Source organism: Aliivibrio fischeri ATCC 7744 = JCM 18803 = DSM 507, from assembly GCF_023983475.1.
Taxonomy (GTDB): domain Bacteria; phylum Pseudomonadota; class Gammaproteobacteria; order Enterobacterales; family Vibrionaceae; genus Aliivibrio; species Aliivibrio fischeri.
On sequence record NZ_CP092712.1, the window covers coordinates 987,317 to 1,013,557 of the forward strand.

Consider the following 26,241-nt stretch of genomic DNA (forward strand, 5'->3'; position numbering starts at 1 on the left):
ATATGATGATGGTCATATCGGCTTTTTTTTATATCCTTAGGTTATCTATCTAAGGTAATTAAAAGCGTTGCCATAATTGGTGGTAAGCACCTTTAAGTGAGAGGAGGCTATCATGCGTACCTTGCTCAACGATTTCACCGTGATCCATCAAACAAATATGATCCATCTGTTCTAGGTTCACTAGACGGTGGGTAATAAACACAACGGTTTTATGTTCAATGTGTTTATTAAGTACCGACATAATTTGTTGTTCGGTTTTCTGATCTAAGCCTTCTGTTGGCTCATCCAATAAGACAATAGGTGCATCATGTAATAACGCACGTGCAATCCCAATTCGACGACGTTCACCACCAGAGAGTTGTCGGCCACCATCGCCTAACCAAGCATTTAGACCTTCGTCAGTTGTTAGCGCTTCCAAACCAACTTGATTTAAGGTTTTAATTAGTTTCTCATCGCTTGCAGTATCATCAGCGAGTAGTAAGTTATCTCTTAGAGAACCATTTAAAATATCGACTCGTTGGCTTACTACTGACATTGCACTACGAAGACTTGATTCTTTCCATTTAGGTAACTTAACGCCATCAATAGCAATGTAGCCTGATTTTGGATCCCATTGACGAGTTAACAATTGCAACAAGGTTGATTTGCCTGAACCCGTTTGACCAACAATGGCCATTTTTTGTCCAGAAAGTAGATCAAGTGAGATGGCATTAATCGCATTGGTATCCGCATCCATGTATTGGTAATCCACATTCGAGATGGTTAAATTACCTTTGATGGCTTGGTCAACGCCATTTTCATCAAACACGGTATCTGGTTCAGCTGTGATGATTTCATTCAGGCGACGAGCAGAACTTAGTGTTTGCCCTAGATATTGAAAGGCGCCTGCTATTGGCATAAGCAATTCAAAACTTGCCATTGTCGCAAATGCAACCATTGCAACCATAGGATCTGGTGTCATTCCTGCAATACCATCGCCTGCAATCCACAACATTAATAGTAGCGTCCAGCCGTTAGCTAGCAGTAACAGGCCATTCGCTAATCCTGTTAACGCAGCCATACGGTGTTGGTTAGCTAATAGTGCCGTTTGGGCATCAAGAATGCGTTGACGGTATTGAGCTTCAGCACCAAAAATGCGTAATTCAGCATTACCTTGTAGCCAATCTAAGGTTTTGATCCTCAGTGTTGCTTTGTTTTGAGTTAACTCTGAGCCGTTGTGCTTACCTAACTTGTAGAATAGCGTTGGCCAGATTAGTAATAGAGAAAGTAAAATAGCACCAAGAGTTAGACCGATAGTGATATCAAACCACGCAAGAAATGCAGTTAGTCCAATAATACCTAAAGTACCGACAATAATTGGGCTAACTAAACGCAAGTATACATGGTCCATTGCATCAACATCAGCAACGAGACGGTTTAATAAATCCGCATCACGTAGCTTTGAGAAACGACCTGGGATAAGTGGTATTAGTTTCTTAAAGAAGAAAATACGTAATTCAGTTAGCAGTTTGAATGTGGCGTTGTGGCTAACAACACGTTCGCCCCATCGCCCAGCAGTACGACCAATAGAGAAACCACGAACGGCACCAGCAGGAAGCATGTAGTTGAAGGTTTCTCTTGCAATGGTTAAACCTGCAATAGCTGAAGCTGAGATAAACCAGCCAGAAATTGTCAGCAAACCAATAGAAGCAAACAAAGTAGCAAAGCTGAGTAGCATACCAAGCGTTAAGCCGAACCAATGTTTTTTATAGAGTTTGATATAAGGAAGTAAATCACGCATCGAGATCACCTTGCACTGGTTGTTTTGCCGCTAGCATATTCGCAAATAGGCCAGAATCTTTTAACTCATCAAATGAGCCAGATTGAACTATTTTCCCTTTATCTAATACAAGGATAGAGTCCATTGCATGAAGTTGATCTAAGCGGTGAGTGATCATTAATGTAGTTAAGCCTTGAGTTGCTTGATTTAGGCTCTTCATTACTAAACGTTCGCTTTTTGCATCAAGACTTGCTGTTGGTTCATCTAAGATCCATAAACGTCCTTGTTGCAGTAGTGCTCTTGCTAATGCCAGTCGCTGTGCTTGTCCTACAGATAAACCGCCTGAACGATCAGAAATCGCATGTTGATAACCAAGATCAGCAATAAACTCGTTAGCAAATGCATGCTCACATGCAGTATCTAGTTGTTCTTGGGTGATATCTTGTTTACCTAGCGTGATATTTTCCTGAATAGTACCGTGAACCAATGTTGGGTTTTGACCGACCCAGTTGATTTCTTTATACCATTCTGTTTTATCTAACTCTGATAATTCAGTGCCATTAATTTTGATACTTCCTTGATATGGAAGGAAGCCAAGAATGGCATTAATCAAACTTGTTTTGCCGGCACCACTAGGGCCAATAAGTGCAGTTTGAGAGCCTTCTTCTAGATGAAAACTAATAGGACCTAATAGGTTTTTTCCATCGTGAGTTGTTACGATTAACTCTTCAACTTGAATATCAAGAGTTGTAGATTCAGATACTTTTTTATTGCCTTGAGCTTGTTGTTCTGTTTTTGTGTCTAGAAATTCAACCAATGATTCTGCAGCACCAATAGCTTGTGCTTTGGCATGATAAAAGGTCCCTAAATCACGAAGCGGTTGATAAAATTCTGGAGCAAGAATAAGAATGAATAGACCAGTAAACAGAGTGACGGTTGTTCCGTAATGGCCGAAATCTAGCTCACCAATAAAAGTAAAACCGAAGTAAACCGCAACAATAGCAATTGAAATTGAAGTGAAAAACTCTAAAACAGCAGAAGATAAGAATGCGAGTCGTAATACTTCCATAGTACGTTTACGGAAAATTTCCGAAGCGCCATGTAAGTGTTCAGTTTCTTGTGCTGTTTTATTGAATAAGCGTATGGTTGTCATTGATTGCAGACGGTCATAAAAATGACCTGATAAGCGTTGTAATGCTTTAAAATTGCGTCGGTTAGCGTCTGCTGCTCCCATTCCAACTAGCGCCATAAATAATGGAACTAATGGTGCGGTAAGCAAAAAGATTAATCCTGCTGCCCAGTTTTGAGGGAATACGACAATTAATATAACAAATGGGATCAAAACCGATAGCGACATTTGTGGAAGATAGCGAGAGAAAAAGTCTTGCATGTCTTCAACTTGTTCAAGCAATAAGGTTGCCCATGTACCAGCAGGTTTCCCTTTGATATAAGCAGGACCTAATTCTTGCAGTTTATTCAAAATTAATTGTCGAATGTGTACTCGAATGTGTTCACCACATCGGTAACCTGCAATTTCTCGTCCCCAACTGCAAAGAGCACGAATAGCAACAAATACTAAGATAGCAACAAAGTGCGAAATCAGTTCGTATTTATCGACTTGTTCTACGATTAATTGGTGCAGAATATCGGCAAGTAATGCCGCTTGAGCAATAAGAAAAAGACTGGAAAGAAAGCCGAGCCCGATAGAGAGGGTTAGCCATTTTTTTGCAAGCTTGCTTTGACCCTTGAGCCATTTACCTAACTCGCGTTGTTGTATTTTATCCATAATATTGAAAGCTTACGTTTTGTATTATTTTGCACGCACTACTTTTTCTATTTTAATAATTGGAATATCAGAAAAAACAGGCACATCAACAAAATAAGATGAGCAAAAGAAACCCGAAGCATTAACTTCGGGTTTAACGTTAACAGAGATAGTTTAACTTTCTTTTGCTTCTAACGCATCTAAAAAGCGTTCTGCATCTAAAGCGGCCATACAGCCAGTACCTGCAGATGTAATTGCTTGACGGTAATTATGGTCCATAACGTCACCAGCAGCAAAAATACCCTCAACACTTGTTTGAGTCGCATTACCTTCAAGGCCTGATTTTACTTTGATGTAGCCATTTTCCATATCAAGTTGACCATTGAAAATCGCAGTGTTTGGTTGATGGCCGATCGCAATGAATGCACCCATAACCTCTAAGTCTTCCGTTGCATCCGATTTGGTGTCTTTTAATCGAACACCGGTTACGCCCATATCATCACCTAGTACTTCTTCTAATGTACGGTCGGTATGTAAGATGATATTTCCGTTTTCTACTTTATCCATTAAACGATCAATTAAGATCTTTTCAGAACGGAAAGAGTCACGACGGTGGATTAAGTGAACTTCAGCTGCGATGTTTGATAGGTATAATGCTTCTTCAACCGCAGTATTACCGCCACCAACAACTGCAACTTTTTGGTTACGGTAGAAGAAACCATCACATGTTGCGCAAGCAGAAACGCCACGGCCTTTGAATGCTTCTTCAGATTCTAAACCTAAATATTTAGCTGATGCACCAGTTGAAATGATTAATGCATCACAAGTGTATTCACCTGAGTCGCCTTTTAAACGAAAAGGACGTTGGTTAAAATCGGTTTCATTGATATGGTCAAAAATGATTTCAGTGTTGAAGCGCTCTGCGTGTGCCTTCATTTCTTCCATTAAACCTGGGCCTGTCATATCGGCAGCACCACCTGGCCAGTTTTCAACTTCGGTTGTTGTTGTTAATTGACCACCTTGTTGCATGCCAGTGATCATTACTGGATTTAAGTTAGCTCGTGCAGCGTAAACAGCCGCAGTGTAACCCGCAGGACCAGAACCAAGAATTAGTAATTTTGAATGCTTAACGTTGCTCATAGGATCTCCGAGCTAAAACAAAAAATAGAGAAAAAGGAAGGTAACATCGAGTTATCAACCAATATCCTGATTGTAGGGAATTTATTCGATGAAAGAAAGGGCACCGTAATAGGCACCCTCAAATGATTTTGTTATAGGATATACTTTTAAGCGCTGATTGCTGTTTCAGGCTCGACGTATTCTAAGTCGAAACTTTCTGCTACTTCTTTGCAGGTTACTTTTCCGTGAATCACGTTCAAACCACCTAAGAAGCCTTTGTCTTCTAATAAAGCCGCCTTATATCCCTTATCTGCTAATTTAATTATGTAAGGAAGTGTTGCATTATTTAGGGCAAATGTAGAGGTTCGAGCGACTGCTCCTGGCATGTTAGCAACACAGTAATGAACAACATCATCCACAATATAAGTTGGGTCAGCATGAGTGGTGGCATGAGAGGTTTCAAAACAACCGCCTTGGTCAATGGCAACATCAACAACGGCTGCGCCTGGTTTCATGCGTTTAATATGTTCTGCTGTAATTAACTTAGGTGCTGCTGCGCCCGGAATAAGTACGGCACCAACGACTAAATCCGCCTCTAGGACGTGTTTTTCAATAGCATCTACCGTAGAATAAACGACTTTAGCACGGCCTTGAAACTCTTCATCTAGATGACGCAGTGTATCGATATTACGGTCTAATATAGTTACATCGGCACGCATTCCTACTGCCATACGAGCAGCATTTGCTCCAACAACACCACCACCAACAATGACGACTTTTGCTGGTTCAACACCCGGAACGCCACCTAAAAGTAAGCCGCGACCACCGTTTGATTTCTCTAATGTTTGTGCACCTGCCTGAATAGACATTCGACCTGCAACTTCTGACATTGGCGCTAATAGTGGCAGACGACCCATATTATCTGTTACAGTCTCATATGCGATGCAGACAGCTTTACTCTTGATTAGGTCTTTAGTTTGTGGAAGATCTGGTGCAAGATGTAAGTACGTGAATAAAATTTGCCCTTCACGAAGCATTGCACGCTCGACAGCCTGAGGTTCTTTAACTTTAATAATCATTTCAGCTTTGGCGAATACGTCTTCAGCTGTAGGAAGAATGGATGCACCAACCGCGATGTAGTCTTCGTCGGTAAAACCAATGCCTGAGCCGGCTTTTGTTTCGACAAATACGGTATGGCCATGAGATATTAATTCGCGAACACTCGCAGGGATCATTCCAACGCGATATTCATGATTTTTTATTTCTTTAGGTACTCCAATGATCATCCTGATTTCCTTTTGTTTTATGGTTATTATGACTGGTTGTAGGGTTTTTGTTTCGAGTTTTTATCTAGTATAGATTGTAAATGGCAAAATTTGATGCTAAATATTAAAAAGTTGTAGTATATTTTTTTGCAAGGAAGTAATAAGGTGGAATAAAAAATGGTAGATAATAAGAAACCTTCCAAGGAACTGGATCGTATCGATCGCAATATTTTGAATGAACTCCAGAAAGATGGTCGAATTTCAAATGTTGAATTATCTAAGAGAGTAGGCCTATCGCCAACTCCATGTTTAGAGCGCGTTCGCCGTCTAGAACGCCAAGGGTATATCAATGGTTATACAGCATTGCTAAACCCACAATATCTTGATGCGTCATTGTTGGTATTTGTTGAAATCACGTTGAACCGTGGTGCACCAGATGTTTTTGAACAATTTAATGCTGCAGTACAGTTATTAGACGATATTCAAGAGTGTCATCTTGTATCAGGTGATTTTGACTATCTTTTAAAGACTCGTGTATCAGATATGAGTGCTTATCGTCGATTACTTGGTGATACACTATTACGACTTCCGGGCGTTAACGACACTCGTACTTATGTTGTTATGGAAGAAGTAAAACAAACGAACCATTTAGTGATTAAGACTCGCTAATTGAAGCAAGATTGTAAATATCGAGATATTTTCTTTATTTTTACAAAAACTTGCAGAGCTTAATGGCATTTTAGGTATATTATTTATCTGTAATTACTATTAAGTAATGACGAGCGGCGTAGTGCCGCTCGACTTGTTTTTATTTTATAGAGATTCAGTGATCCTTGCTTCTCCTCGAATTCGCATTTTAAAGAGGGATGACTAAATCTAAGTATCGTATCAATGGACAGTATTTTGTTTACAAAGATTAAAGAAAAAATTGCAGAAAGAAAAACACAGCTTACGACATTAAAAGTTGAGGCTGTGGCTGAACCTGAAAAAGAGCGTCTAAACGGCAATCAACGTCTACAAGAAGCGCTTTTTATCGTAGGTTTACTCGCAACAATATTCATTACGATTTCATTATTCAGTTTTAATCCAGCCGATCCATCATGGACACAAACTGCATGGGCGGGCTCAGTAGAAAATGCGGGTGGCTCATTTGGTGCGTGGATTGCAGATACGTTGTTTTTTGCTTTTGGTTCTTTAGCTTATTTATTGCCGGTAATTTTACTTGGTTGTACTTGGATTGTTTTCCGCAGAAGAGAAGAAGAGCAAGAAACTGAATTAGATTTTATGATGATCGGAACTCGTATTTTAGGGTTATTGATCTTGTTCTTAACAAGTTGTGCTTTAGCTGATATCAACTTTGATGATCTTTGGTATTTCTCATCTGGCGGTGTCGTAGGTGATGTATTAACCAGTATCACTAATCCGATTTTAAATGTATTGGGTTCAACGCTTATCTTCATGTTCTTATGGGGTGCAGGTTTAACTTTATTCACTGGTGTATCTTGGCTAACGATAGTCGATAACCTAGGTGGTTTTGTTTTAGAAGCAACTCGTACACTAGTAAATAAGGTTCGTAAAACAGAAGATGAAACTTACGAAGTTGAGAATGAACAACCAATCGTAGAAAGCAAACCTGAATCTTCTCAACCATTTGCTTCTGCACCGTCGATGACGGCGGTTGAAGACGATGAACCTCTTGACCCGTATGCGACACCTAAGATTTCTGCAAGCGATTTACCACGTTTTGGTGCCGCTGGGGCGGGTGTGGTTGCTGCGGCATCTGTTTCGGCTGCGAAAGCGGATGATGATTTTTATTCGACAGATGATGACCCTCTGTTTTCAACATCGACGGTTGATGTATTTTCTGATAATTCAGAAGTGTCTCAACCTTATGAAGATCCACTATTTACAACGAATACGCACATTGATGAGCCAAATATGGCTGATCAATGTGCAGCTCCAGAAGAGTTTAATACTCAAGAGGTTACTGAAGTTGCTCAAGACTTAGAAAGCAATGTTGAAACGATGCAGGTAAATCAAGAACCTGAACTATTAGAAGATGGTTTGAATTTATCTATGCGTAGTAATGCGACGATTGCAGAGCTTGATCATGAGGCTTTAGAACAAGATCCATTATTGAGTCAAGTTGATGCTGAAACTGCCTTTGTGCAGAATGCCACCGCAGCTACTGTTACTACTGCCGCTATGAGCAGTGACGCTTTATCTGACGTTTCAATTAATACTCCAGAAATGCCTACATCAGGATTTGAAACGCAGGATAGTGCATTTGAACCATCGTTTAGTGCAACACAAGAAGTAGAAGAAAATAGAGAACAAGACCACTCTGTTTTTGCTGAAGAAGAGTTAGTAACGTCACCAGTTTCAATTCCAGAAGCGAGTGAGGACTATGCCGCTTCTCTTGAAGAAGATAACACCGTTGGGTCTGATACAGTTAGCTTTGATTCTACTGATTATGACGTTGAAGAAGATGAAGTATTAACGACTCAAACTCACTTCTCTGCTCAAGAAGCATCAGAAAATGAAGAAGAATCTGCGTTACCAACATTCAGTGCAGTAGAAGCTGATGATATTGATGATGAACCAAGCTTTGCTCAATCTCAACATCAGGTTGCTGATACGCCAGAAGTTAATGTTACGCCTGTTATCGAGCCTGTTTTTGAAGAAGTACTTGAAGATGAAGCACCAACGCATTCTGATGCTGATGTAGCAGCGTTCCAAGCGTTAGTTGCAAAAGAAAAGGCAACTCAAGCGGCATTACAAAATCCATTTTTAGTGCAATCTGAGCCGAATTTACCAAAGCCAACATCACCAATGCCAACATTGGATCTGCTTTTCTCACCAGATACACGTGAAGAGCTAGAGTCTCGTGAATCGCTAGAGCATACGGCACGTTTGGTTGAAGCTAAATTAGCGGATTACAAAATTAAAGCACGTGTGGTGGATATTTTCCCAGGACCTGTAATTACTCGATTTGAATTAGATTTAGCGCCGGGTGTTAAGGTTAGCCGTATCTCAGGCCTAGCGATGGACTTAGCTCGTTCACTATCAGCAATGGCTGTGCGTGTCGTTGAAGTTATTCCGGGTAAACCATATGTTGGTCTTGAATTACCTAACTTTAATCGACAAACCGTTTTCTTCTCTGATGTTGTAGGTAGTCAGAAGTTTATTGAAGCTAAGTCTCCAACGACGGTTGTAATGGGGCAAGATATTGCAGGTGAAGCGGTGATTGCTGATCTTGCAAAAATGCCTCACGTATTGGTTGCAGGTACAACAGGTTCAGGTAAATCAGTTGGTGTAAACGTAATGATCTTGAGTGTGCTTTATAAAGCGACACCAGAAGATGTACGTTTCATTATGATCGATCCAAAAATGTTGGAACTTTCTATCTATGAAGGAATCCCACACTTATTGACGGAAGTAGTAACTGACATGAAAGATGCAGGTAATGCTCTGCGTTGGTGTGTTGGTGAAATGGAACGTCGTTATAAGTTAATGTCGGCATTAGGTGTTCGTAATCTAAAAGGCTTTAACGATAAATTAAAAATGGCAGCTGAAGCGGGACACCCAATCCACGATCCATTATGGAAACCGGGTGACAGCATGGACGAAATGCCGCCATTGCTTGAGAAGCTACCATCTATCGTTGTTATCGTTGATGAATTCGCTGACTTAATGATGGTTGTTGGTAAGAAAGTGGAAGAGTTGATTGCACGATTGGCTCAAAAAGCACGTGCAGCAGGTATCCACTTAATTCTTGCAACACAACGTCCATCTGTTGATGTTATTACGGGTTTGATTAAAGCAAACATCCCAACACGTGTGGCGTTTACGGTATCAACGAAAACCGACTCAAGAACCATTCTTGACCAAGGTGGTGCAGAATCTCTATTAGGTATGGGTGATATGCTCTACTTAGCGCCGGGTTCTAACCACACGGTACGTGTTCATGGTGCTTTTGCATCAGATGATGACGTACATGCGGTAGTGAATGATTGGAAAGCGCGTGGTCGTCCAAATTATATTGATGCGATTACTAAGAGCGATCAAGGTGCTGAAGCATTACTTCCAGGAGAGAAACCGGAAGGTGAGGAAGAGCTAGATCAATTGTTTGATCAGGTGGTTGAGTTTGTAACAACATCACGTCGTGGGTCAGTGTCAGGTGTTCAGCGCCAATTTAGAATCGGTTATAACCGAGCTGCTCGTATTGTCGAGCAATTAGAAGCGCATGGAATTGTTAGTACTCCGGGTCATAATGGTAACCGTGAAGTAATTGCACCACCTCCTGTAGGTATGCATGATTAATCCAAATTTTTAAGAAGTGAAAGTGTAATGAAGAAGTTTTTATTTTCTCTCTGTTTATTAAGTTCGACGGTATTGGCATCACCTCAAAGTGAACTGACAGAACGATTGAATCAGAATGCAGGCTTTGAAGCTGGTTTCACACAAAAAGTATTAAGCCCAGAAGGTGATGTACTAATGCAAGGCGAGGGCGATGTAAAAATCCTGCGTCCTAACTTGTTTCGTTGGCATACACAAACGCCAGATGAGAACTTATTAGTCACCGATGGCAAAACCTTGTGGTATTACAATCCATTTGTTGAGCAAGTAACATTAATGGGATTAGAGAAAGCTACAACTCAAACACCATTCGTATTATTAACTCGTAATAAAGCGTCGGATTGGGACAATTATTCAGTAAGCCAAAATGGTGATGCGTTTACGGTTTCACCAAAAGCAGATTCTGCCGTAAAAAGTGAATTTATTGTTCGCATTCAAGAAAACGGCAAAGTAACGGGTTTCTCTGTTGTTGAGCAAGATGGTCAACGTAGTGATTTTGATTTCACAAAGTTTGAAGCGAAGAAGCCTGCCAAAAATAATTTTACATTTGCGATTCCTGACGGTGTAGATATTGACGATCAACGTTAATAAGCGTGCATCTAAGAAACTAAAAGGATAAACGTGAGTAATTTCAGTTTAGATTTTTCAGCAGGGGACGATTATCGTCCCCTTGCTGCTAGAATGCGTCCGCAAAATATTGAGCAATATATTGGTCAACAACACTTATTAGGTGTTGGTAAACCACTGCGTCGAGCATTAGAAGCGGGACAAATCCACTCTATGATTTTGTGGGGACCTCCGGGAACGGGTAAAACAACATTAGCGGAAGTCGCTGCCAATTATGCGAATGCAGAAGTCGAACGTGTTTCAGCGGTAACCTCTGGTGTTAAAGATATTCGAGCGGCAATCGAAAAGGCCAAAGAAAATCAAATTACGGGTCGAAGAACTATCATGTTTGTGGATGAGGTGCATCGTTTTAATAAAAGCCAGCAAGATGCATTCTTACCGCATATTGAAGACGGCACGATTACCTTTATTGGTGCAACAACAGAAAACCCGTCTTTTGAACTTAATAACGCCTTGTTATCTCGTGCACGTGTATACAAATTAAAATCACTAGAAAAAGAAGACATTGTTCAAGTCATTGACCAAGCTTTACTAGATAAAGATCGTGGTTTAAATGATGAAAATTTTGTACTGCCTGATGATGTGAAATTACAGCTAGCTGATTTAGTATCAGGCGATGCTCGTATGTCTCTAAACTATTTAGAGCTTTTGCATGATATGGCAGAAGAAAACGCACAAGGTAAAAAAGTCGTCGATTTACCATTATTAGCGGAAGTTGCAGGTGAGAAAGTCGCACGTTTCGATAATAAAGGCGATATGTGGTATGACTTAATATCGGCGGTTCATAAGTCCATTCGTGGTTCAAATCCTGATGCGGCTCTTTATTGGACTGCTCGAATTATTGCTGCGGGCGGTGACCCTCTGTATGTAGCTCGTCGTTTACTTGCTATTGCTTCAGAAGATATCGGTAACGCTGATCCAAGAGCGATGGAAGTCGCAATGAATGCATGGGATTGTTTTACTCGCATTGGTCCTGCTGAAGGTGAACGAGCCATTGCTCAAGCCGTGGTTTATTTAGCGTGTGCTCCAAAAAGTAATGCGGTTTATACAGCATGGAAACAAGCACAGATGGATGCGATAAATTCCCCCGATTATGAAGTGCCTAATCATCTTCGTAATGCACCAACTTCATTAATGAAAGATATGGGGTATGGATCAGATTATCGTTATGCCCATGATGAGCCAAATGCTTATGCTTCTGGTGAGAACTATTTTCCACCTGAAATGCGTGATCGTAAGTATTATTTTCCTACAAAACGTGGTTTAGAAACCAAAATTAGTGAAAAGCTAGAATATTTAGCCCAATTAGATCAAAACAGTCCGTTAAAACGCTACCAATAAAAGGGCATTTTCGGTATCTTATTCGAATCGCAATTTGGAAATGAAAATTGCACAGGATTTTATTATTAAGTGGGTTCTTTTTATTTTGAACACACCATTACTATAAGGCATAGGATTACAAATGCTTGATTCAAAATTACTTCGTACAGAGCTGGATGAAACAGCTGAAAAACTGGCACGTCGTGGCTTTAAGCTAGACGTAGAGACACTTCGCAACCTTGAAGAACAACGTAAGTCCCTTCAAGTAAAAACTGAAGAGCTTCAAGCGCAGCGTAACTCCCGTTCGAAGTCCATTGGTCAAGCAAAAGCGAAAGGTGATCACGAAGAAGCTGATCGCATTATGGCTGATGTTGCGAATCTGGGTTCTGAACTGGATGAAGCAAAAGCAGCACTAGCAGAGCTTCAACAACAAATCGAAGACATCGCGCTTTCTGTACCTAACATCCCTGATGATTCAGTGCCACTAGGTAAAGATGAGAACGAAAACGTAGAAGTATTACGTTGGGGTACACCTTTAGCGTATGACTTTGAAGTTAAAGATCACGTTGATCTAGGTGAAATGGCTGATGGTCTTGATTTCGCAAGTGCGGTTAAGATCTCTGGTTCTCGTTTCATCGTAATGAAAGGTCAATTTGCTCGTCTTCACCGTGCTCTTTCTCAGTTTATGCTTGATCTTCACACAGAGGAACATGGCTACACAGAAATGTACGTACCATATCTTGTAAACCCAGATAGCTTATTTGGTACTGGTCAACTTCCTAAGTTTGGTGAAGACTTGTTCCACACAAGCCCACTAACAGAGCAAGTAAGTGATGTTCCACTTAAGAAACTATCACTTATCCCAACAGCTGAAGTTCCAGTAACTAACATGGTGCGCGATACCATTACTGATGAAGCTGATATGCCACTTAAGATGACGGCTCACACTCCGTGTTTCCGTTCTGAAGCGGGTTCTTACGGTCGTGATACTCGCGGTCTTATCCGTATGCACCAATTCGATAAAGTTGAATTAGTACAAATCACTAGACCAGAAGATTCAATGGCTGCACTTGAAGAACTAACAGGTCATGCTGAGAAAGTTCTTCAACTATTAGAACTTCCTTACCGTAAAGTGGTTCTATGTACAGGTGATATGGGCTTCGGTTCTCGTAAGACTTACGATTTAGAAGTGTGGGTTCCAGCACAAGAAACGTACCGTGAAATCTCTTCTTGTTCAAACATGTGGGATTTCCAAGCTCGTCGTATGCAAGCTCGTTTCCGTCGTAAAGGCGAGAAAAAACCTGAACTTGTACACACACTAAACGGTTCTGGTCTTGCTGTAGGTCGTACAATGGTTGCGATTCTTGAGAACTTCCAACAGGCTGATGGTAAAATTGCAATCCCACAAGTACTACGTAAGTACATGAATGGTGTTGAGTTCATCGGTTAATCTATATTAATAGATAACACATAATAAATAGTAAAAAGCCCCTTTATGCAGAGCCATAAAGGGGCTTTTTGTTTGTCTGCTATTTACATTACTTAAGCAGTGCTTGATTTAACCATTGATCAAATTGACCTTTAGGTAATGCACCATTAATCATGTCTACACGCTGACCGTTTTTAAATACCATGATCGTTGGTATTGAGCGGATCTGATATTGTGCTGCAATTTGTTGTTCAGCTTCTGTGTTGACTTTAATACAACGAATTTGTTCATTACGTTCTGCTGCAACATCTTCAAAAACTGGCGAAAAGCCAACGCATGGGTTACACCAAGGTGCCCAGAAATCGATAACAACGGCTTTATCACTATTAAGTAAAGCGGCGAGGTTATCCATTGTCCCTTCTACTGGTTTACCGTCTAATAATGGTTCCTTACAGCGACCACAAGTTGCACCATCGTTGACTCGTTCAGTAGGAAGACGGTTTAACCCATGACAAGATGGGCATCGAGTTTGAAATTGTGACATGGTATTCCTTTATCGTTATTCTGTGTTAATACCAATTACCATTGGGAAATTGGTATTAACAGTTTGTGAGCATAAAGAAATAATGGGGATGCGAAGAGCTAGATTCAATAAATTCAGAAATAAAAAAGGAGCAAATGAATGCTCCTTTTTAACAATATGGTAGGGGATTAACTTAATCACGTTTCCATAGCATGTGACAGAATTTATGTTCAGGATCACGGCTAACTAGCATGCGAGCAAAAACATCATCTAACGCATCAGATTCTTCATTTACTAAGCCGATTAATACTTCAGCATATGTTTCTTTATCTACTTCAAATCCAACGTGTTCGGCCCAATCGTCACGAGTATCAACAACCTCAGCTGCACCACGGTCATCAAATTGCAAAGTGAATAAAGCAACATCTGCAGGTTCAAGATTGTCTTGAGCCATTTCTAGGAAGATATCGTAAGCGACTTCAATTACGTCGTCGTAGCTAATTAGTTCAGTAGTCATGGTTATTACTCTTAAAAAATACGCTTTAAATTACCACGAAATCGCTTCCTAAGGCTAGATGTATAAACAAATAGAAAGGGCAAACGTTTGCTATTGGCGGTGGCGTATATCAGTAGTTGCGGCAGAGTTATTGAGCGGCTAAACTTCGCAGTTCTTCCATTAGCCAGTTGAATGATTATTTTATGAAATTTCCAGGTCAGCGTAAATCTAAGCATTATTTTCCTGTTCACGCACGTGATCCATTAGTTAGCCAAGCTCAAGAAGCTAAGAAAATGTCTCGTACCCATATTATTGGTATCGACCAAACGCTAGTGGATATTGAAGCGAAAGTGGATGATGCTTTTATTGAAAAATATGGCTTGAGTAAAGGACACTCACTGGTTATTGATAACGATAAAGCTGAGATGCTTTATAATGAATTAAAAGACAATAATATGATCAGTAATGAATTTGCTGGTGGTACGATTGGTAACACGCTTCATAACTACTCTGTTCTTGCTGATGATAAATCAACATTATTAGGTGTTATGAGTGAAGATATTCACATAGGCAGTTATTCATACCGTTATTTATGTAACACATCTAGCCGAATGGATTTAAACTACCTTCAACCTGTACCGGGTGCGATTGGTCGTTGTTTTGCACTGATTAGTGAAGATGGTGAGCGTACGTTTGCAATTAGCGAAGGTGACATGAACCAACTTCGTGCAGAGAGCATTCCTGAGAAGATTTTCAAAAATGCATCAGCACTTGTACTAACAGCATATCTAGTTCGTTGTAAAGAAGGCGATCCAATGCCTGAAGCAACAATGAAAGCGATTGAATATGCGAAGAAATACGATGTGCCTGTTGTATTAACTATGGGTACTAAGTTTGTGGTTCAAGATGACCCACAATACTGGCGTGATTTCTTAAATGACCACGTAACGGTTGTTGCAATGAATGAAGAGGAAGGTGAGGCGCTTACTGGTGCTACAGACCCTCTAGAAGCTGCAAATAAAGCTCTTGAGTGGGTTGACCTAGTTCTTTGTACTGCTGGCCCTGTAGGTCTTTATATGGCAGGTTACACGGAAGATTCTGCAAAGCGTGAAACATCACTACCATTACTACCAGGTACAATTGCTGAATTTAACCAGTTTGAATTTAGCCGTCCAGCAGTGAAGGACAGCTGTGAAAACCCAATTAAGGTATTTTCACACATTTCACCATATATGGGTGGTCCTGAAAAAATTAAGAACACTAATGGTGCTGGTGATGGTGCATTATCTGCTTTATTACATGATATGGCTGCAAACCATTACCACCGTAATAACGTACCAAACTCAAGCAAGCATCAGCACTCTTTCTTGACGTATTCTTCTTTCTCACAAGTATGTAAATACTCAAACCGTGTAAGCTTTGAAGTATTAGCTCAGCACTCTCCACGTTTATCTCGTGGCCTGCCAGAGCGTGAAGACAGCTTAGAAGAAGCATACTGGGAAAGATAAGAGACAATCTCTATTTTCCAAACAATAAAAAAACGGAAGCCTCAGTGGCTTCCGTTTTTGTTTAGGTAAATATCGAAGTATCTTACGCTTTAATTGTTGTGGTTAGGGTAAATGCGCTACCTGGTTCAACGGTTTGGGCTTCTTCTAAGCTAGTTGCGTGGTAAGTAGATTCAACACACACCATGGTTTTGTAGCCATCATTATTCATATCAGCCATCGATTCAGCGCCTTCAATCCAAGGGTTCCAAATAACCGCAGCATTATGACCTGAATTCGTCACCGTCAATGTACGCTGAGAGTCTGAAACTGATACGGTATTTTCTGGGTGAGTATATACACGGTCAACGGCAGCATTTATTGATAGAGTGTCTTCACCTGTACATAGTTTGGCATTTTGAAGGCCGTCAATATATGTTGGACCCATGCCCGTAATTGTTGTTGAGGCAATATCCGCAACGTTAAGGTAAGTATGTAAAGCACCTGAACAATTCCATGCTTTGTTATCCGTATTTTTTGCGTCAAGCGTAATACGTAACTCATCACCAATTTCAACGGTTAAGAGTGCTTCAAATTCAAAAGGCCAAATCGCTTTGGTTGCTTCAGATGCTTCTAATCCTAGAACGACAATAACGCCATTATCATTTTCACGGTGTTCAATAAGCGTCCACTCATTATTACGAGCAAAGCCGTGAGCAGGATCGGCGATACGGCCAAACCATGGCCAACAAACAGGAACACCGCCACGAATTGCTTTTTCAGGGTTAAAGATGGCTTCTTTACTCATCCAAATAAGATCGTCTTGTCCTTTTGGCGTAAAAGATAAAACATGGCCACCATGAAGAGAAATGGCTGCATTGGCTTTGTCATGAATGACACGAATCACTTTTACATCATCTAATTGAGCAACAGTGACGTTATCAGATAATACACTGATAATTGGAAGCTGAGTAAGATTCATAGGTAACTCCTAAAATAATAAATATGCATTCTTCTTCTATTTAATATTCAGAGAAATGGCTTCTTTTTGATTGAATAGAAAAAGGATAAATACTGAATTGCAGGTATAAAAAAGGCGACAATTAAGTCGCCTTTCATGCTTAAAAGATAGTAAAACCTTTTAAGTTAGCTTTCAAAGAAAGTCTAAACTAATGCTTACTTAGAAACGTGAGCGATTAGGTCAAGAACTTTGTTTGAGTAACCGATTTCGTTGTCGTACCAAGATACAACTTTAACGAATTTGTCAGTTAGTGCAACACCAGCTGCAGCATCGAATACTGAAGTTTGAACTTCACCGATGAAGTCTTGAGAAACAACAGCGTCTTCTGTGTAACCTAGAACACCTTTAAGCTCGCCTTCAGATGCTTCTTTCATAGCAGCACAGATTGCTTCGTAAGATGCAGCAGTTTTTAGGTTAACTGTTAGGTCAACTACAGAAACGTTAGCAGTTGGTACACGGAAAGCCATACCAGTTAGAAGGCCGTTTAGTTCTGGAAGAACAACGCCTACAGCTTTAGCAGCACCAGTTGAAGATGGGATGATGTTTTGAGAAGCACCACGGCCACCGCGCCAGTCTTTAGCTGAAGGACCATCTACAGTTTTTTGAGTTGCTGTAGTAGCGTGAACTGTAGTCATAAGACCAGATTCGATACCGAACTTGTCGTTAAGAACTTTAGCAACAGGTGCTAGACAGTTAGTAGTACAAGAAGCGTTAGAAACGATGTCTTGACCAGCGTAAGAAGTGTGGTTAACACCCATTACGAACATTGGAGTAGCGTCTTTTGAAGGACCAGTTAGAACAACTTTCTTAGCACCAGCAGTGATGTGCTTACGTGCAGTTGCGTCGTCTAGGAATAGACCAGTTGCTTCAGCAACAACGTCAACGTTGATTGCATCCCACTTAAGGTCTTCTGGGTTACGCTCAGCAGTTACACGTACAGTTTTGCCGTTTACTACTAGGTTACCATCTACAACTTCAACTGTACCGTTGAAACGGCCGTGAGTTGAATCGTACTTAAGCATGTAAGCCATGTATTCAACGTCGATAAGATCGTTAATACCAACAACTTCGATGTCATTGCGCTCTACAGATGCACGGAATACGAAACGTCCAATACGGCCAAAACCGTTAATACCTACTTTGATAGTCATTATAGTTGCTCCACAACTTAAATTTGAATTTCAGGTTTAAATTAACTGGTAGTAAAATTACAAAATCCTGAGCCAACCTGCAAGTGAAAATCCAAATTTAATTGTTTAAAATCAAAAAATAGACCATATCCTGTTAACATAAAGAAAAATTCTTACGTAATTCGGATAATTTGTGGTTATTTAGTAACCTAAATGACACTTTATGAAAAAAAGTGACATAACAATTAATCTGATTTCGCTTGGTTGCTGTAAAATTACTTTGGCAAAGTATGTGCTACAAAGGTGATATATAGCAAGGTTTAATTTAAAGAAGTCTAAGAAAGGAGTTTTATAAAAATGGAGACACCAAAAACATTTTTAGAATACACCGATGAAGAGTGGCGAAAAAAGCTTACAAAAGAAGAGTTTGATATTTGTAGAAAACAAGGAACAGAAGCGCCTTTCTCAGGAACGTTATTGCATAATAAAGAAAAAGGTTACTACGCCTGTACTTGTTGCCAAACGATTTTATTTGTATCTGATAATAAATATGACTCAGGTTGTGGGTGGCCAAGCTTTGATGCCCCAGTGAACGATCAAGTCATAAGATATATTGAAGATAACAGCCATGGGATGAGAAGAATAGAGATCCGTTGTCGTCATTGTGATAGTCATTTAGGGCATGTTTTTGATGATGGCCCCAAAACAACCAACGAAAGATATTGTGTGAATTCCGTTTCTTTAAATTTTTCGCAAGATAAATAAATCCATATAAATAAAAAAAGGAGCGTATTAGGCTAATGCCGCTCGCTTAACAGCTAGTGGCTCTTTTTTTATAAGGGTAGCGCGGTGCTTTATAAAGCACTTGTCGCGGAAATGGTTTTCGCTTTCTTTTCTTTGGCAGGATTAGACGCTTTCCGCTTTCTCGTAGATTTTTCAGCTTCTTGGGCACTGTTCCTGGTGTTCGCCCTGAACACCACAGGAACTCATCTTGGATTAGCCTTAACGCATTAATAAAGCTTATTCTTAATGGTTCCATTTTATGAAAATCGGCCATTCTTTTCATTTCTAGACGAACGAGGTTATAAGAAATCAAAATCCCCCATAACTCTTGATATATTCCTTCTATTTTCAAGCTTCTAAGCACTGCTTGATTGTTAAGTTGACCTTGTTTTAATTCACCATAACCTTGTTCTATTTCCCATCGTTCCCAGTAAATTTCAACAATATCTTTCAATGGATAAGTCACAGGACACTCTAATGAAGTAATAAACCCTTTGATCTCTCCTTTCGGCTCAGGTATTAAAACTAAACGAGCTTGCCAGCTATCTCCGAGGTGAGGATATTTCTGTTTTGCATCAGGCGAAACTGGCATTTTAATCAGTTTATCGTAGTCTGAAAACTCTTCTAAAACGTCGTACCTAAATTTACTTTTTATTGGAGTTAACCAATGAGTATTTTTTCCTGCATTACGCCATGATTCAAAAAGTTCAGCGGACATAAAACCACGGTCAAAAAGAGTTAATGAATTATTTGGAGCGGAGCCAACTAATTGTTGTGCATAAGATATTTCACTATTGGTTATTGGTCCAAAAGCAGCATCTGAAATAAGGTGGGTGCGTGTAGACATGAGGGTAACAGCAAGAACTGAAGGAAATGTAGCCTTACCTGTCGCGTAGCCTAGCTTTTGGTTATCCTTAGTTTCAGGGGTTTTAAATTGAGTCCCGTCAACGCTCATGAGTTTAAGTCCACAAACTAAATCAGGCGATTCTTCTGTCTCCCATTTACTTGCAGTGGTATGAAATAGGTAACGTAATGGTTCATAACCAATACGCTGTCTAGCTTTTACGATACTACTTGTGGCCAAGGGAGGGAGTTCCCCTTTAGCATCAGGGAAGGCTAATTCTAATTTATCACAAACATCGCTAATGGAGCGGTTACGCATTAAGCCAATTCCAAGCACTAACCAAACAGCTTGTTCAGCAGGAAATCTGCGCTTTCTGATAGCGGCGCGACCAGTTTGGTTAACGGCTTCTGAAATCCACTCAATAGGAATATTTTTCCGAAATGAATCCATAGATTCAGGAAGGTGAAATTCTGCAGTTAATTGTAATTCACGAGAAAACTCAGACATAAAAAATCGGCCTTAAAATAAATTTAAGACCGATTATGAAGGCTGCAAAGGATCGTTCAAGTCCCTTAAACGATCGGCATTAGCGTATTAGGCTCCTTTTTTATGTTGTTAACATCAGTGAATTAATTTTTCTCAGTTACTTTTGGTAGTAGTTGTGCTGAGAATTTTTGCTCTTTAATGCTTTTGACTATTACTTCACTTGCTTGTTGTAGTTTTTGTTTTTCTGCATCTGAGAATGAATACAATAGGTCAAGTTGTTGTTGAGAAGAAACTTGTAGATCAAATTCTTTCCCGACTAAAGCCCAAATATAAGCGTGTTCTGTGTTTTGCTCTTTATGATTGATACTTGCTAGCGATTTAATAATCGTTGCATGAAAATCGTTTTTATAATCATCTTTAGTTAATAGTTCTAATGAGTGATTTAATAATGTGATGGTTTTATTTCCATTGCGTAATGCATAAAAGGTAGCAAGTGCATATTGAAGCTCTGCTGTTTCAAGAGAGCGAGAACCTTCAAGTTGTAAAAACTTTCTTAATGCAGACTTATCACCAGTACTCCAACGATAATAAAGAACTTTGGGTTCTTTAGATTCTTTTAATTCGATACTCAATAAATCGATAGCATCATAGGTATGTATCAGTGCTTCTGAACGTTTTGTTTTAATTTCTTTTGCAGTGATAGGTTCAATTTGTGCTGCAGATGTTAAACAGGATTGATATTGATAGGTTGCTTGAATGGTTTTTAATTTATCTAAGTCGTTTTGACTTTTTAAAGTAGTAAAGCGACTTAATATAAGCGCATCACGTTGATTAAGGCACTGCCCATCTCGCATATTTAATTGATCACATTGTAGCTCAGAATGATCTTCACATAACTGCGTTGTTGTTGGAGTGGTATCAAAACAGCCAGATAAGGAAAATGCAGTAAACGTTATTAGCGAAAATCGTTGAATAGTAGAAAACATGATAAGCCTATTGATTGAGAAAATGGAAACGTGATCCGTTACTCCTATTTATCGGCATAATATTGACTAACATTAATGAAAAGATATCGTTTGTTCATATTTTTATAAATAAAAGAGTAGATGATGAATATAGAGACATTATTAGAATCCATGACTCCTGAGGTTTTTAAAAACCTGCAATACGCAGTTGAAACAGGGAAGTGGCATAATGGGACACCATTGTCTGCTGAGCAGAGAAGCACATGTATGCAAGCCGTTATGATTTATCAATCTAAATACAATATAGATGCACAGCATATGACGGTGGCTGAGGGCGGAGAGATCAGTTTTAAATCAAAATCTGAATTAAAAAAACAGTTTTCTAAAGGACAAGAAGATATTGTTCGCGTGAATGTTTCTTCTGATTAATGGCCTATTTGTACTTTTTATTACGGTAAATGAATAAATAAGAAAAACAAATGCAACATTGATCCCAAAAGTGGCTTATAAAATTGTCGATAAGTAAACAGTCTAGTAAATTATCGACAATTTCATAAATTATAGAATGACGTAAGATGAAAAAGACCAAAGGACAAGTTCTAACCAAATTTGCTGCATTTGCCGCTGTATTCTTTTTATTAGCAGTAATTGCTGCACCAAAGTTCCTTGGTAGTGATTCTGATGCTCATGCGTCGAAGAGTTCGTTAAGTTTATACTCTGAATAGCGTCTTTTAAAATGAGTACTATTATTCTTTTGCATTAATAGTATTCACAATTCTCTTGTCTGGTTCTGGTAACCGACTTCCACAATGCTTACAGTGTATTGCGTCTGATTCATGTCCACCTTTCAAACAATTAGGACAACGAACAAGATCTCTGTGGGTATTCATCTCTTGATTTAATTCCGCAGTAATGATCCCCGTTGGTACAGCAAGTATCGAGTAACCTAATAGCATAGTTAAAGAGGCGATTGCTTTACCGAGTGGAGTGTGGGGCACTAAATCACCATATCCTACAGTAGTAATCGTTACGATAGCCCAGTAGATACTTTGTGGAATACTTGTAAATCCATTCTCCGGCCCTTCAATTACAAACATTAATGAACCAAAAACAGAAACAAGAATCGCAACGGTACTAAAAAATATGAGTATTTTGCGTTTGGCCATTAAGAGTGAGCGCAATAGAATATTTGAATCTTGCAAGTAACGAACAAGTTTTAAAATTCGGAAAATACGCATTACTCGAAGCAAACGAATAATAGCTATATAGCTAGCGCTAGGGAAGAAGAGAGCTAGGTATGTGGGTAATATTGCTAATAAATCAATAATGCCATAGAAGCTTTTTGCATAAGAGCTTGGTCGTGGAGAGCAATAAAGACGCAAAAGATACTCAAGTGTGAAGATAGCAGTAAATAAATACTCAAGCTTCCATAATACTTCCCCATACTGTAAACGCACAGAGCTTATAGAATCTAATATCAAAGTTGCTTGTGATAATAAGATTAAAATAATTAAGGCGATATCGAATCTTCTGCCACCTTTAGTATGGGTGCCAAAGATGATTGTATATAGATGATGCTTTATTGGTTTTTTTCTTGTTTTTGTCATTTATCTGTATTTATAAGCTATTGCTGTATAGCAAGAATAATCAAAAAACTCTGACCTCTCTAGTATTTCTTTTAATCAATTTCTAATCCTATCTTTTTAAAAACACTAAAATTTTACAATAAAGTGATCTAGAGCAAATTATTCACGATATAAATGATGTGAATTTTCCGCGAGTTATACTACTCTTTAGTGGCACGAATAATTCGCCTTAATTTGTCATTTTTGGCCGCGATTATGTAATTTTATTACAGTTTGATTTTTTGTTATTGATTGATTTGTTAAGAGTTGAATGTTTGAAGTGCTTCTATTTTTGCATTAAGTATGTGATATAAATCACTTTTTAAATGTGCTATCCGTAAGGGGTAAGCCGAAAGTGGTAAATATTTTCTGATAACTGATCTGAATCAATACTTTTAAAAATGTGAAAGAATATAATCAGTTTTGAAAGCAATTTACTAAGAAAGTACAGCGAGAACGTGAAGGGAATTTTCGGTCTTGTTATACAAATGAAATAAAAAATCAAAGTTCTTACTAAATAGTTTTTAATGATTTATATAGTTTTTTAATTTTAGGAGAAACACTATGCCTGTAACTAACCTAGCTGAATTAGATGCTCTAGTAGCACGCGTTAAAGCAGCACAAGAAGAGTTCGCAACTTTTTCTCAAGAGCAAGTTGATGCAATCTTCCGTGCAGCATCTCTAGCAGCTAACCAAGCTCGTATCCCGCTAGCACAACAAGCGGTTGCTGAGTCTGGCATGGGTATCGTTGAAGATAAGGTTATCAAAAACCATTTCGCATCAGAGTTCATCTACAACAAATATAAAGATGAAAAAACATGTGGCATTCTTGAAGAAGACGATAACCTAGGAACAATGACTATCGCAGAACCTGTAGGTATTATCTGTGGTATCGTTCCAACAACCAACCCAACATCTACTGCAATCTTCAAATCTCTAATCTCTCTAAAAACTCGTAACGGTATCATTTTCTCGCCACACCCACGTGCGAAAAACTCTACTAATGATGCAGCGAAACTTGTTTTAGACGCAGCAGTTGCAGCGGGTGCTCCAAAAGACATCATCGGTTGGATTGACCAACCATCTGTAGAACTTTCTAATGCACTAATGAAGCACGACGGTATCGCTCTTATCCTTGCTACTGGTGGTCCAGGCATGGTTAAAGCAGCATACTCTTCAGGTAAACCTGCAATCGGTGTTGGTGCTGGTAACGTTCCTGTTGTTATCGATGACACAGCTGATGTTAAACGTGCTGTAGCTTCTGTTCTTATGTCTAAAACATTCGATAACGGCGTAGTTTGTGCTTCTGAGCAAGCTGTAATCGTAATGGATGAAGTATACGACGAAGTTAAAGAGCGTTTTGCTTCTCACAAAGGTTACGTACTATCTAAAGCTGAAGCAGATAAAGTTCGTAAAGTTCTACTTATCGACGGTAACCTAAACGCAAACATCGTAGGTCAACCTGCAACAGCTATCGCTGAAATGGCTGGCGTTAAAGTTCCAGCTGATACTAAGATCCTTGTTGGTGAAGGTATCGGTGAAGTATCTTACGATGACGAATTCGCTCATGAGAAACTATCTCCAACACTAGGTATGTTCCGTGCGTCTTCTTTCGAGAACGCGGTAGACCAAGCTGTTAAAATGGTAGAAATTGGCGGTATCGGCCACACATCTGGTCTGTACACTAACCAAGATGTTAACGCTGACCGTATCCGTTACTTTGGTGACAAACTAAAAACAGCACGTATTCTTGTAAATATCCCAACTACTCACGGTGGTATCGGTGACCTTTACAACTTTAACGTTGCACCTTCTCTAACTCTTGGTTGTGGTTCATGGGGCTGTAACTCTATCTCTGAGAACGTGGGTCCTAAGCACCTTATCAACAAGAAAACTGTAGCGAAGCGAGCTGAAAATATGTTATGGCACAAACTACCTAAGTCTATCTACTTCCGTCGTGGCAGCCTTCCAATCGCAATGAGCGACCTAGAAGGTAAGAAACGTGCATTCCTTGTAACTGACCGTTTCCTATTCAACAACGGTTACGCTGATGACGTAGTTCAACTACTTAAAGCTCAAGGTATCGAAGTACAAACATTCTTTGATGTAGAAGCGGATCCAACACTATCTGTTGTTGAGAAAGGCGCTGAAGCAATGAAGAGCTTCCAACCTGACGTAATCCTTGCTCTAGGTGGTGGTTCACCAATGGATGCTGCTAAGATTATGTGGGTAATGTACGAGCACCCAGAAACTCATTTCGCAGAACTAGCAATGCGCTTTATGGATATCCGTAAACGTATCTACAAGTTCCCTAAAATGGGTAAAAAAGCTGAGCTTGTATGTATCACTACAACTTCAGGTACGGGTTCAGAAGTTACTCCATTCGCTGTTGTTACAGACGACAAGACTGGTGCTAAATACCCACTAGCTGATTACGAAATTACGCCAAACATGGCAATCGTTGATGCTAACCTAGTAATGAACATGCCTAAGTCTCTAACAGCATTTGGTGGTTACGATGCAGTAACTCACGCATTAGAAGCTTACGTATCTGTTCTTGCTAACGAATACTCTGATGGTCAAGCGCTTCAAGCTCTTAAGATGCTTAAAGAATACTTACCATCAAGCTACAAAAATGGTGCGAACGACCCAATCGCTCGTGAGAAAGTACACAATGCTGCAACTATCGCTGGTATCGCGTTTGCTAACGCATTCCTAGGTGTGTGTCACTCAATGGCTCACAAAATCGGTGCTGAGTTCCACTTACCACACGGTTTAGCGAACGCATTACTTATCTCAAACGTTGTACGTTACAACGCGAACGATAACCCAACTAAACAAACAGCATTCTCTCAATACGACCGTCCACAAGCACGTCGTCGTTACGCAGAAGTTGCTGACCACCTAGGCCTAAGCCAAGCTGGTGACCGTACTGCTCAGAAGATTGAGCGTCTACTAACTTGGTTAGAAGAGCTTAAGAAGGATTTAGATATTCCACTATCTATCAAAGATGCAGGTGTTAACGAAGCAGACTTCATCGCTAAACTAGATGAACTATCTGTTGAAGCGTTCGATGACCAATGTACTGGTGCGAACCCTCGTTACCCTCTAATCACAGAGCTAAAAGAAGTATTAACAACTTCTTACTACGGTAAGCCTTTTGTTGAAGGTGAAACGTTTGAAGGCACTACAGTAATTAAAAAAACTGAAGAGCCAAAAGCGAAAAAAGCAAAGAAATAAT

21 protein-coding genes are annotated in these 26,241 nt (G+C 39.6%); 10 read left to right on the top strand and 11 right to left on the bottom strand.

The window, feature by feature from the left end:
• Positions 1 to 58: 58 nt before the first annotated feature.
• The 4 genes from cydC to ald form a co-directional block, all read right to left on the bottom strand.
• Positions 59 to 1,780: a heme ABC transporter ATP-binding protein/permease CydC gene (gene cydC / locus AVFI_RS04680; RefSeq protein WP_188863381.1), complete on the bottom strand. Its 1,722-nt coding sequence runs from the start codon at positions 1,778 to 1,780 to the stop codon at positions 59 to 61.
• Positions 1,773 to 3,545 carry a heme ABC transporter permease/ATP-binding protein CydD gene (gene cydD / locus AVFI_RS04685; RefSeq protein ID WP_065623962.1) on the bottom strand — a complete coding sequence of 591 codons (1,773 nt, stop codon included), beginning with the start codon at positions 3,543 to 3,545 and terminating at the stop codon, positions 1,773 to 1,775. The genes cydC and cydD overlap by 8 nt, the downstream gene beginning before the upstream one ends.
• A gap of 153 nt (positions 3,546 to 3,698) precedes the next feature.
• On the bottom strand, positions 3,699 to 4,664 hold the full coding sequence (gene trxB / locus AVFI_RS04690; RefSeq protein ID WP_054775309.1) for a thioredoxin-disulfide reductase: 966 nt from the start codon (positions 4,662 to 4,664) through the stop codon (positions 3,699 to 3,701).
• A gap of 146 nt (positions 4,665 to 4,810) precedes the next feature.
• Entirely contained in the window at positions 4,811 to 5,929 is a 1,119-nt protein-coding gene (gene ald, locus AVFI_RS04695) for an alanine dehydrogenase (protein ID WP_012533565.1), read from the bottom strand.
• Positions 5,930 to 6,085: 156 nt separating this feature from the next.
• Here ald and lrp point away from each other — a divergent pair, with 156 nt between their 5' ends.
• The 5 genes from lrp (at position 6,086) to serS (ending at position 13,664) form a co-directional block, all read left to right on the top strand.
• A complete protein-coding gene (gene lrp, locus AVFI_RS04700) occupies positions 6,086 to 6,577 on the top strand; it encodes a leucine-responsive transcriptional regulator Lrp (RefSeq protein WP_005418488.1) in 492 nt (163 codons plus the stop codon).
• A 303-nt stretch (positions 6,578 to 6,880) separates the two neighbouring features.
• Positions 6,881 to 10,231, top strand: coding sequence for a DNA translocase FtsK 4TM domain-containing protein (locus AVFI_RS04705; protein ID WP_373367040.1), 3,351 nt, complete (start codon positions 6,881 to 6,883; stop codon positions 10,229 to 10,231).
• Between the two features lie 27 nt (positions 10,232 to 10,258).
• Positions 10,259 to 10,855 (top strand): outer membrane lipoprotein chaperone LolA, encoded by a 597-nt coding sequence (gene lolA / locus AVFI_RS04710; protein ID WP_054775310.1) that lies wholly within the window; start codon positions 10,259 to 10,261, stop codon positions 10,853 to 10,855.
• A 27-nt stretch (positions 10,856 to 10,882) separates the two neighbouring features.
• Positions 10,883 to 12,235 (top strand): replication-associated recombination protein A, encoded by a 1,353-nt coding sequence (locus tag AVFI_RS04715; RefSeq protein WP_026029229.1) that lies wholly within the window; start codon positions 10,883 to 10,885, stop codon positions 12,233 to 12,235.
• Between the two features lie 121 nt (positions 12,236 to 12,356).
• A complete protein-coding gene (serS, locus tag AVFI_RS04720; RefSeq protein ID WP_005418528.1) occupies positions 12,357 to 13,664 on the top strand; it encodes a serine--tRNA ligase in 1,308 nt (435 codons plus the stop codon).
• A gap of 88 nt (positions 13,665 to 13,752) precedes the next feature.
• Here serS and trxC read toward each other — a convergent pair whose 3' ends face one another.
• Both trxC and AVFI_RS04730 read right to left on the bottom strand, forming a co-directional pair.
• Positions 13,753 to 14,187, bottom strand: a complete 435-nt coding sequence (trxC, locus tag AVFI_RS04725) for a thioredoxin TrxC (protein WP_054775311.1) — start codon at positions 14,185 to 14,187, stop codon at positions 13,753 to 13,755.
• A gap of 172 nt (positions 14,188 to 14,359) precedes the next feature.
• On the bottom strand, positions 14,360 to 14,683 hold the full coding sequence (locus AVFI_RS04730) for an HI1450 family dsDNA-mimic protein (protein ID WP_005418542.1): 324 nt from the start codon (positions 14,681 to 14,683) through the stop codon (positions 14,360 to 14,362).
• 182 nt (positions 14,684 to 14,865) lie between these two features.
• Here AVFI_RS04730 and AVFI_RS04735 point away from each other — a divergent pair, with 182 nt between their 5' ends.
• Positions 14,866 to 16,170, top strand: a complete 1,305-nt coding sequence (locus AVFI_RS04735; RefSeq protein ID WP_012533153.1) for an inosine/guanosine kinase — start codon at positions 14,866 to 14,868, stop codon at positions 16,168 to 16,170.
• Positions 16,171 to 16,252: 82 nt separating this feature from the next.
• Here the strand turns inward: AVFI_RS04735 and AVFI_RS04740 are convergent, their stop codons facing one another.
• Positions 16,253 to 17,128, bottom strand: a complete 876-nt coding sequence (locus AVFI_RS04740) for a D-hexose-6-phosphate mutarotase (RefSeq protein WP_054775312.1) — start codon at positions 17,126 to 17,128, stop codon at positions 16,253 to 16,255.
• A gap of 194 nt (positions 17,129 to 17,322) precedes the next feature.
• On the bottom strand, positions 17,323 to 18,318 hold the full coding sequence (gene gap / locus AVFI_RS04745; protein WP_005418545.1) for a type I glyceraldehyde-3-phosphate dehydrogenase: 996 nt from the start codon (positions 18,316 to 18,318) through the stop codon (positions 17,323 to 17,325).
• A 336-nt stretch (positions 18,319 to 18,654) separates the two neighbouring features.
• Here gap and msrB point away from each other — a divergent pair, with 336 nt between their 5' ends.
• Positions 18,655 to 19,062 carry a peptide-methionine (R)-S-oxide reductase MsrB gene (gene msrB / locus AVFI_RS04750; protein WP_012534042.1) on the top strand — a complete coding sequence of 136 codons (408 nt, stop codon included), beginning with the start codon at positions 18,655 to 18,657 and terminating at the stop codon, positions 19,060 to 19,062.
• 46 nt (positions 19,063 to 19,108) lie between these two features.
• On the opposite strand, the gene AVFI_RS04755 is transcribed toward msrB, so the two are convergent.
• Both AVFI_RS04755 and AVFI_RS04760 read right to left on the bottom strand, forming a co-directional pair.
• A complete protein-coding gene (locus AVFI_RS04755; RefSeq protein WP_199414946.1) occupies positions 19,109 to 20,431 on the bottom strand; it encodes an IS4 family transposase in 1,323 nt (440 codons plus the stop codon).
• Positions 20,432 to 20,553: 122 nt separating this feature from the next.
• On the bottom strand, positions 20,554 to 21,396 hold the full coding sequence (locus tag AVFI_RS04760; protein WP_054776280.1) for a DUF2989 domain-containing protein: 843 nt from the start codon (positions 21,394 to 21,396) through the stop codon (positions 20,554 to 20,556).
• A 123-nt stretch (positions 21,397 to 21,519) separates the two neighbouring features.
• Here AVFI_RS04760 and AVFI_RS04765 point away from each other — a divergent pair, with 123 nt between their 5' ends.
• Positions 21,520 to 21,804, top strand: coding sequence for a YeaC family protein (locus tag AVFI_RS04765; protein ID WP_005418548.1), 285 nt, complete (start codon positions 21,520 to 21,522; stop codon positions 21,802 to 21,804).
• 146 nt (positions 21,805 to 21,950) lie between these two features.
• Positions 21,951 to 22,100 (top strand): hypothetical protein, encoded by a 150-nt coding sequence (locus AVFI_RS04770; protein WP_005418549.1) that lies wholly within the window; start codon positions 21,951 to 21,953, stop codon positions 22,098 to 22,100.
• Between the two features lie 21 nt (positions 22,101 to 22,121).
• Here AVFI_RS04770 and AVFI_RS04775 read toward each other — a convergent pair whose 3' ends face one another.
• Complete coding sequence (locus AVFI_RS04775) at positions 22,122 to 22,982, bottom strand: ion transporter (protein WP_188863964.1); 861 nt, start codon at positions 22,980 to 22,982, stop codon at positions 22,122 to 22,124.
• Positions 22,983 to 23,564: 582 nt separating this feature from the next.
• On the opposite strand from AVFI_RS04775, the gene adhE reads away from it, so the two are divergent.
• Positions 23,565 to 26,240 (top strand): bifunctional acetaldehyde-CoA/alcohol dehydrogenase, encoded by a 2,676-nt coding sequence (adhE, locus tag AVFI_RS04780; RefSeq protein WP_188863965.1) that lies wholly within the window; start codon positions 23,565 to 23,567, stop codon positions 26,238 to 26,240.
• The last annotated feature ends 1 nt before the right edge of the window (position 26,241 follow it).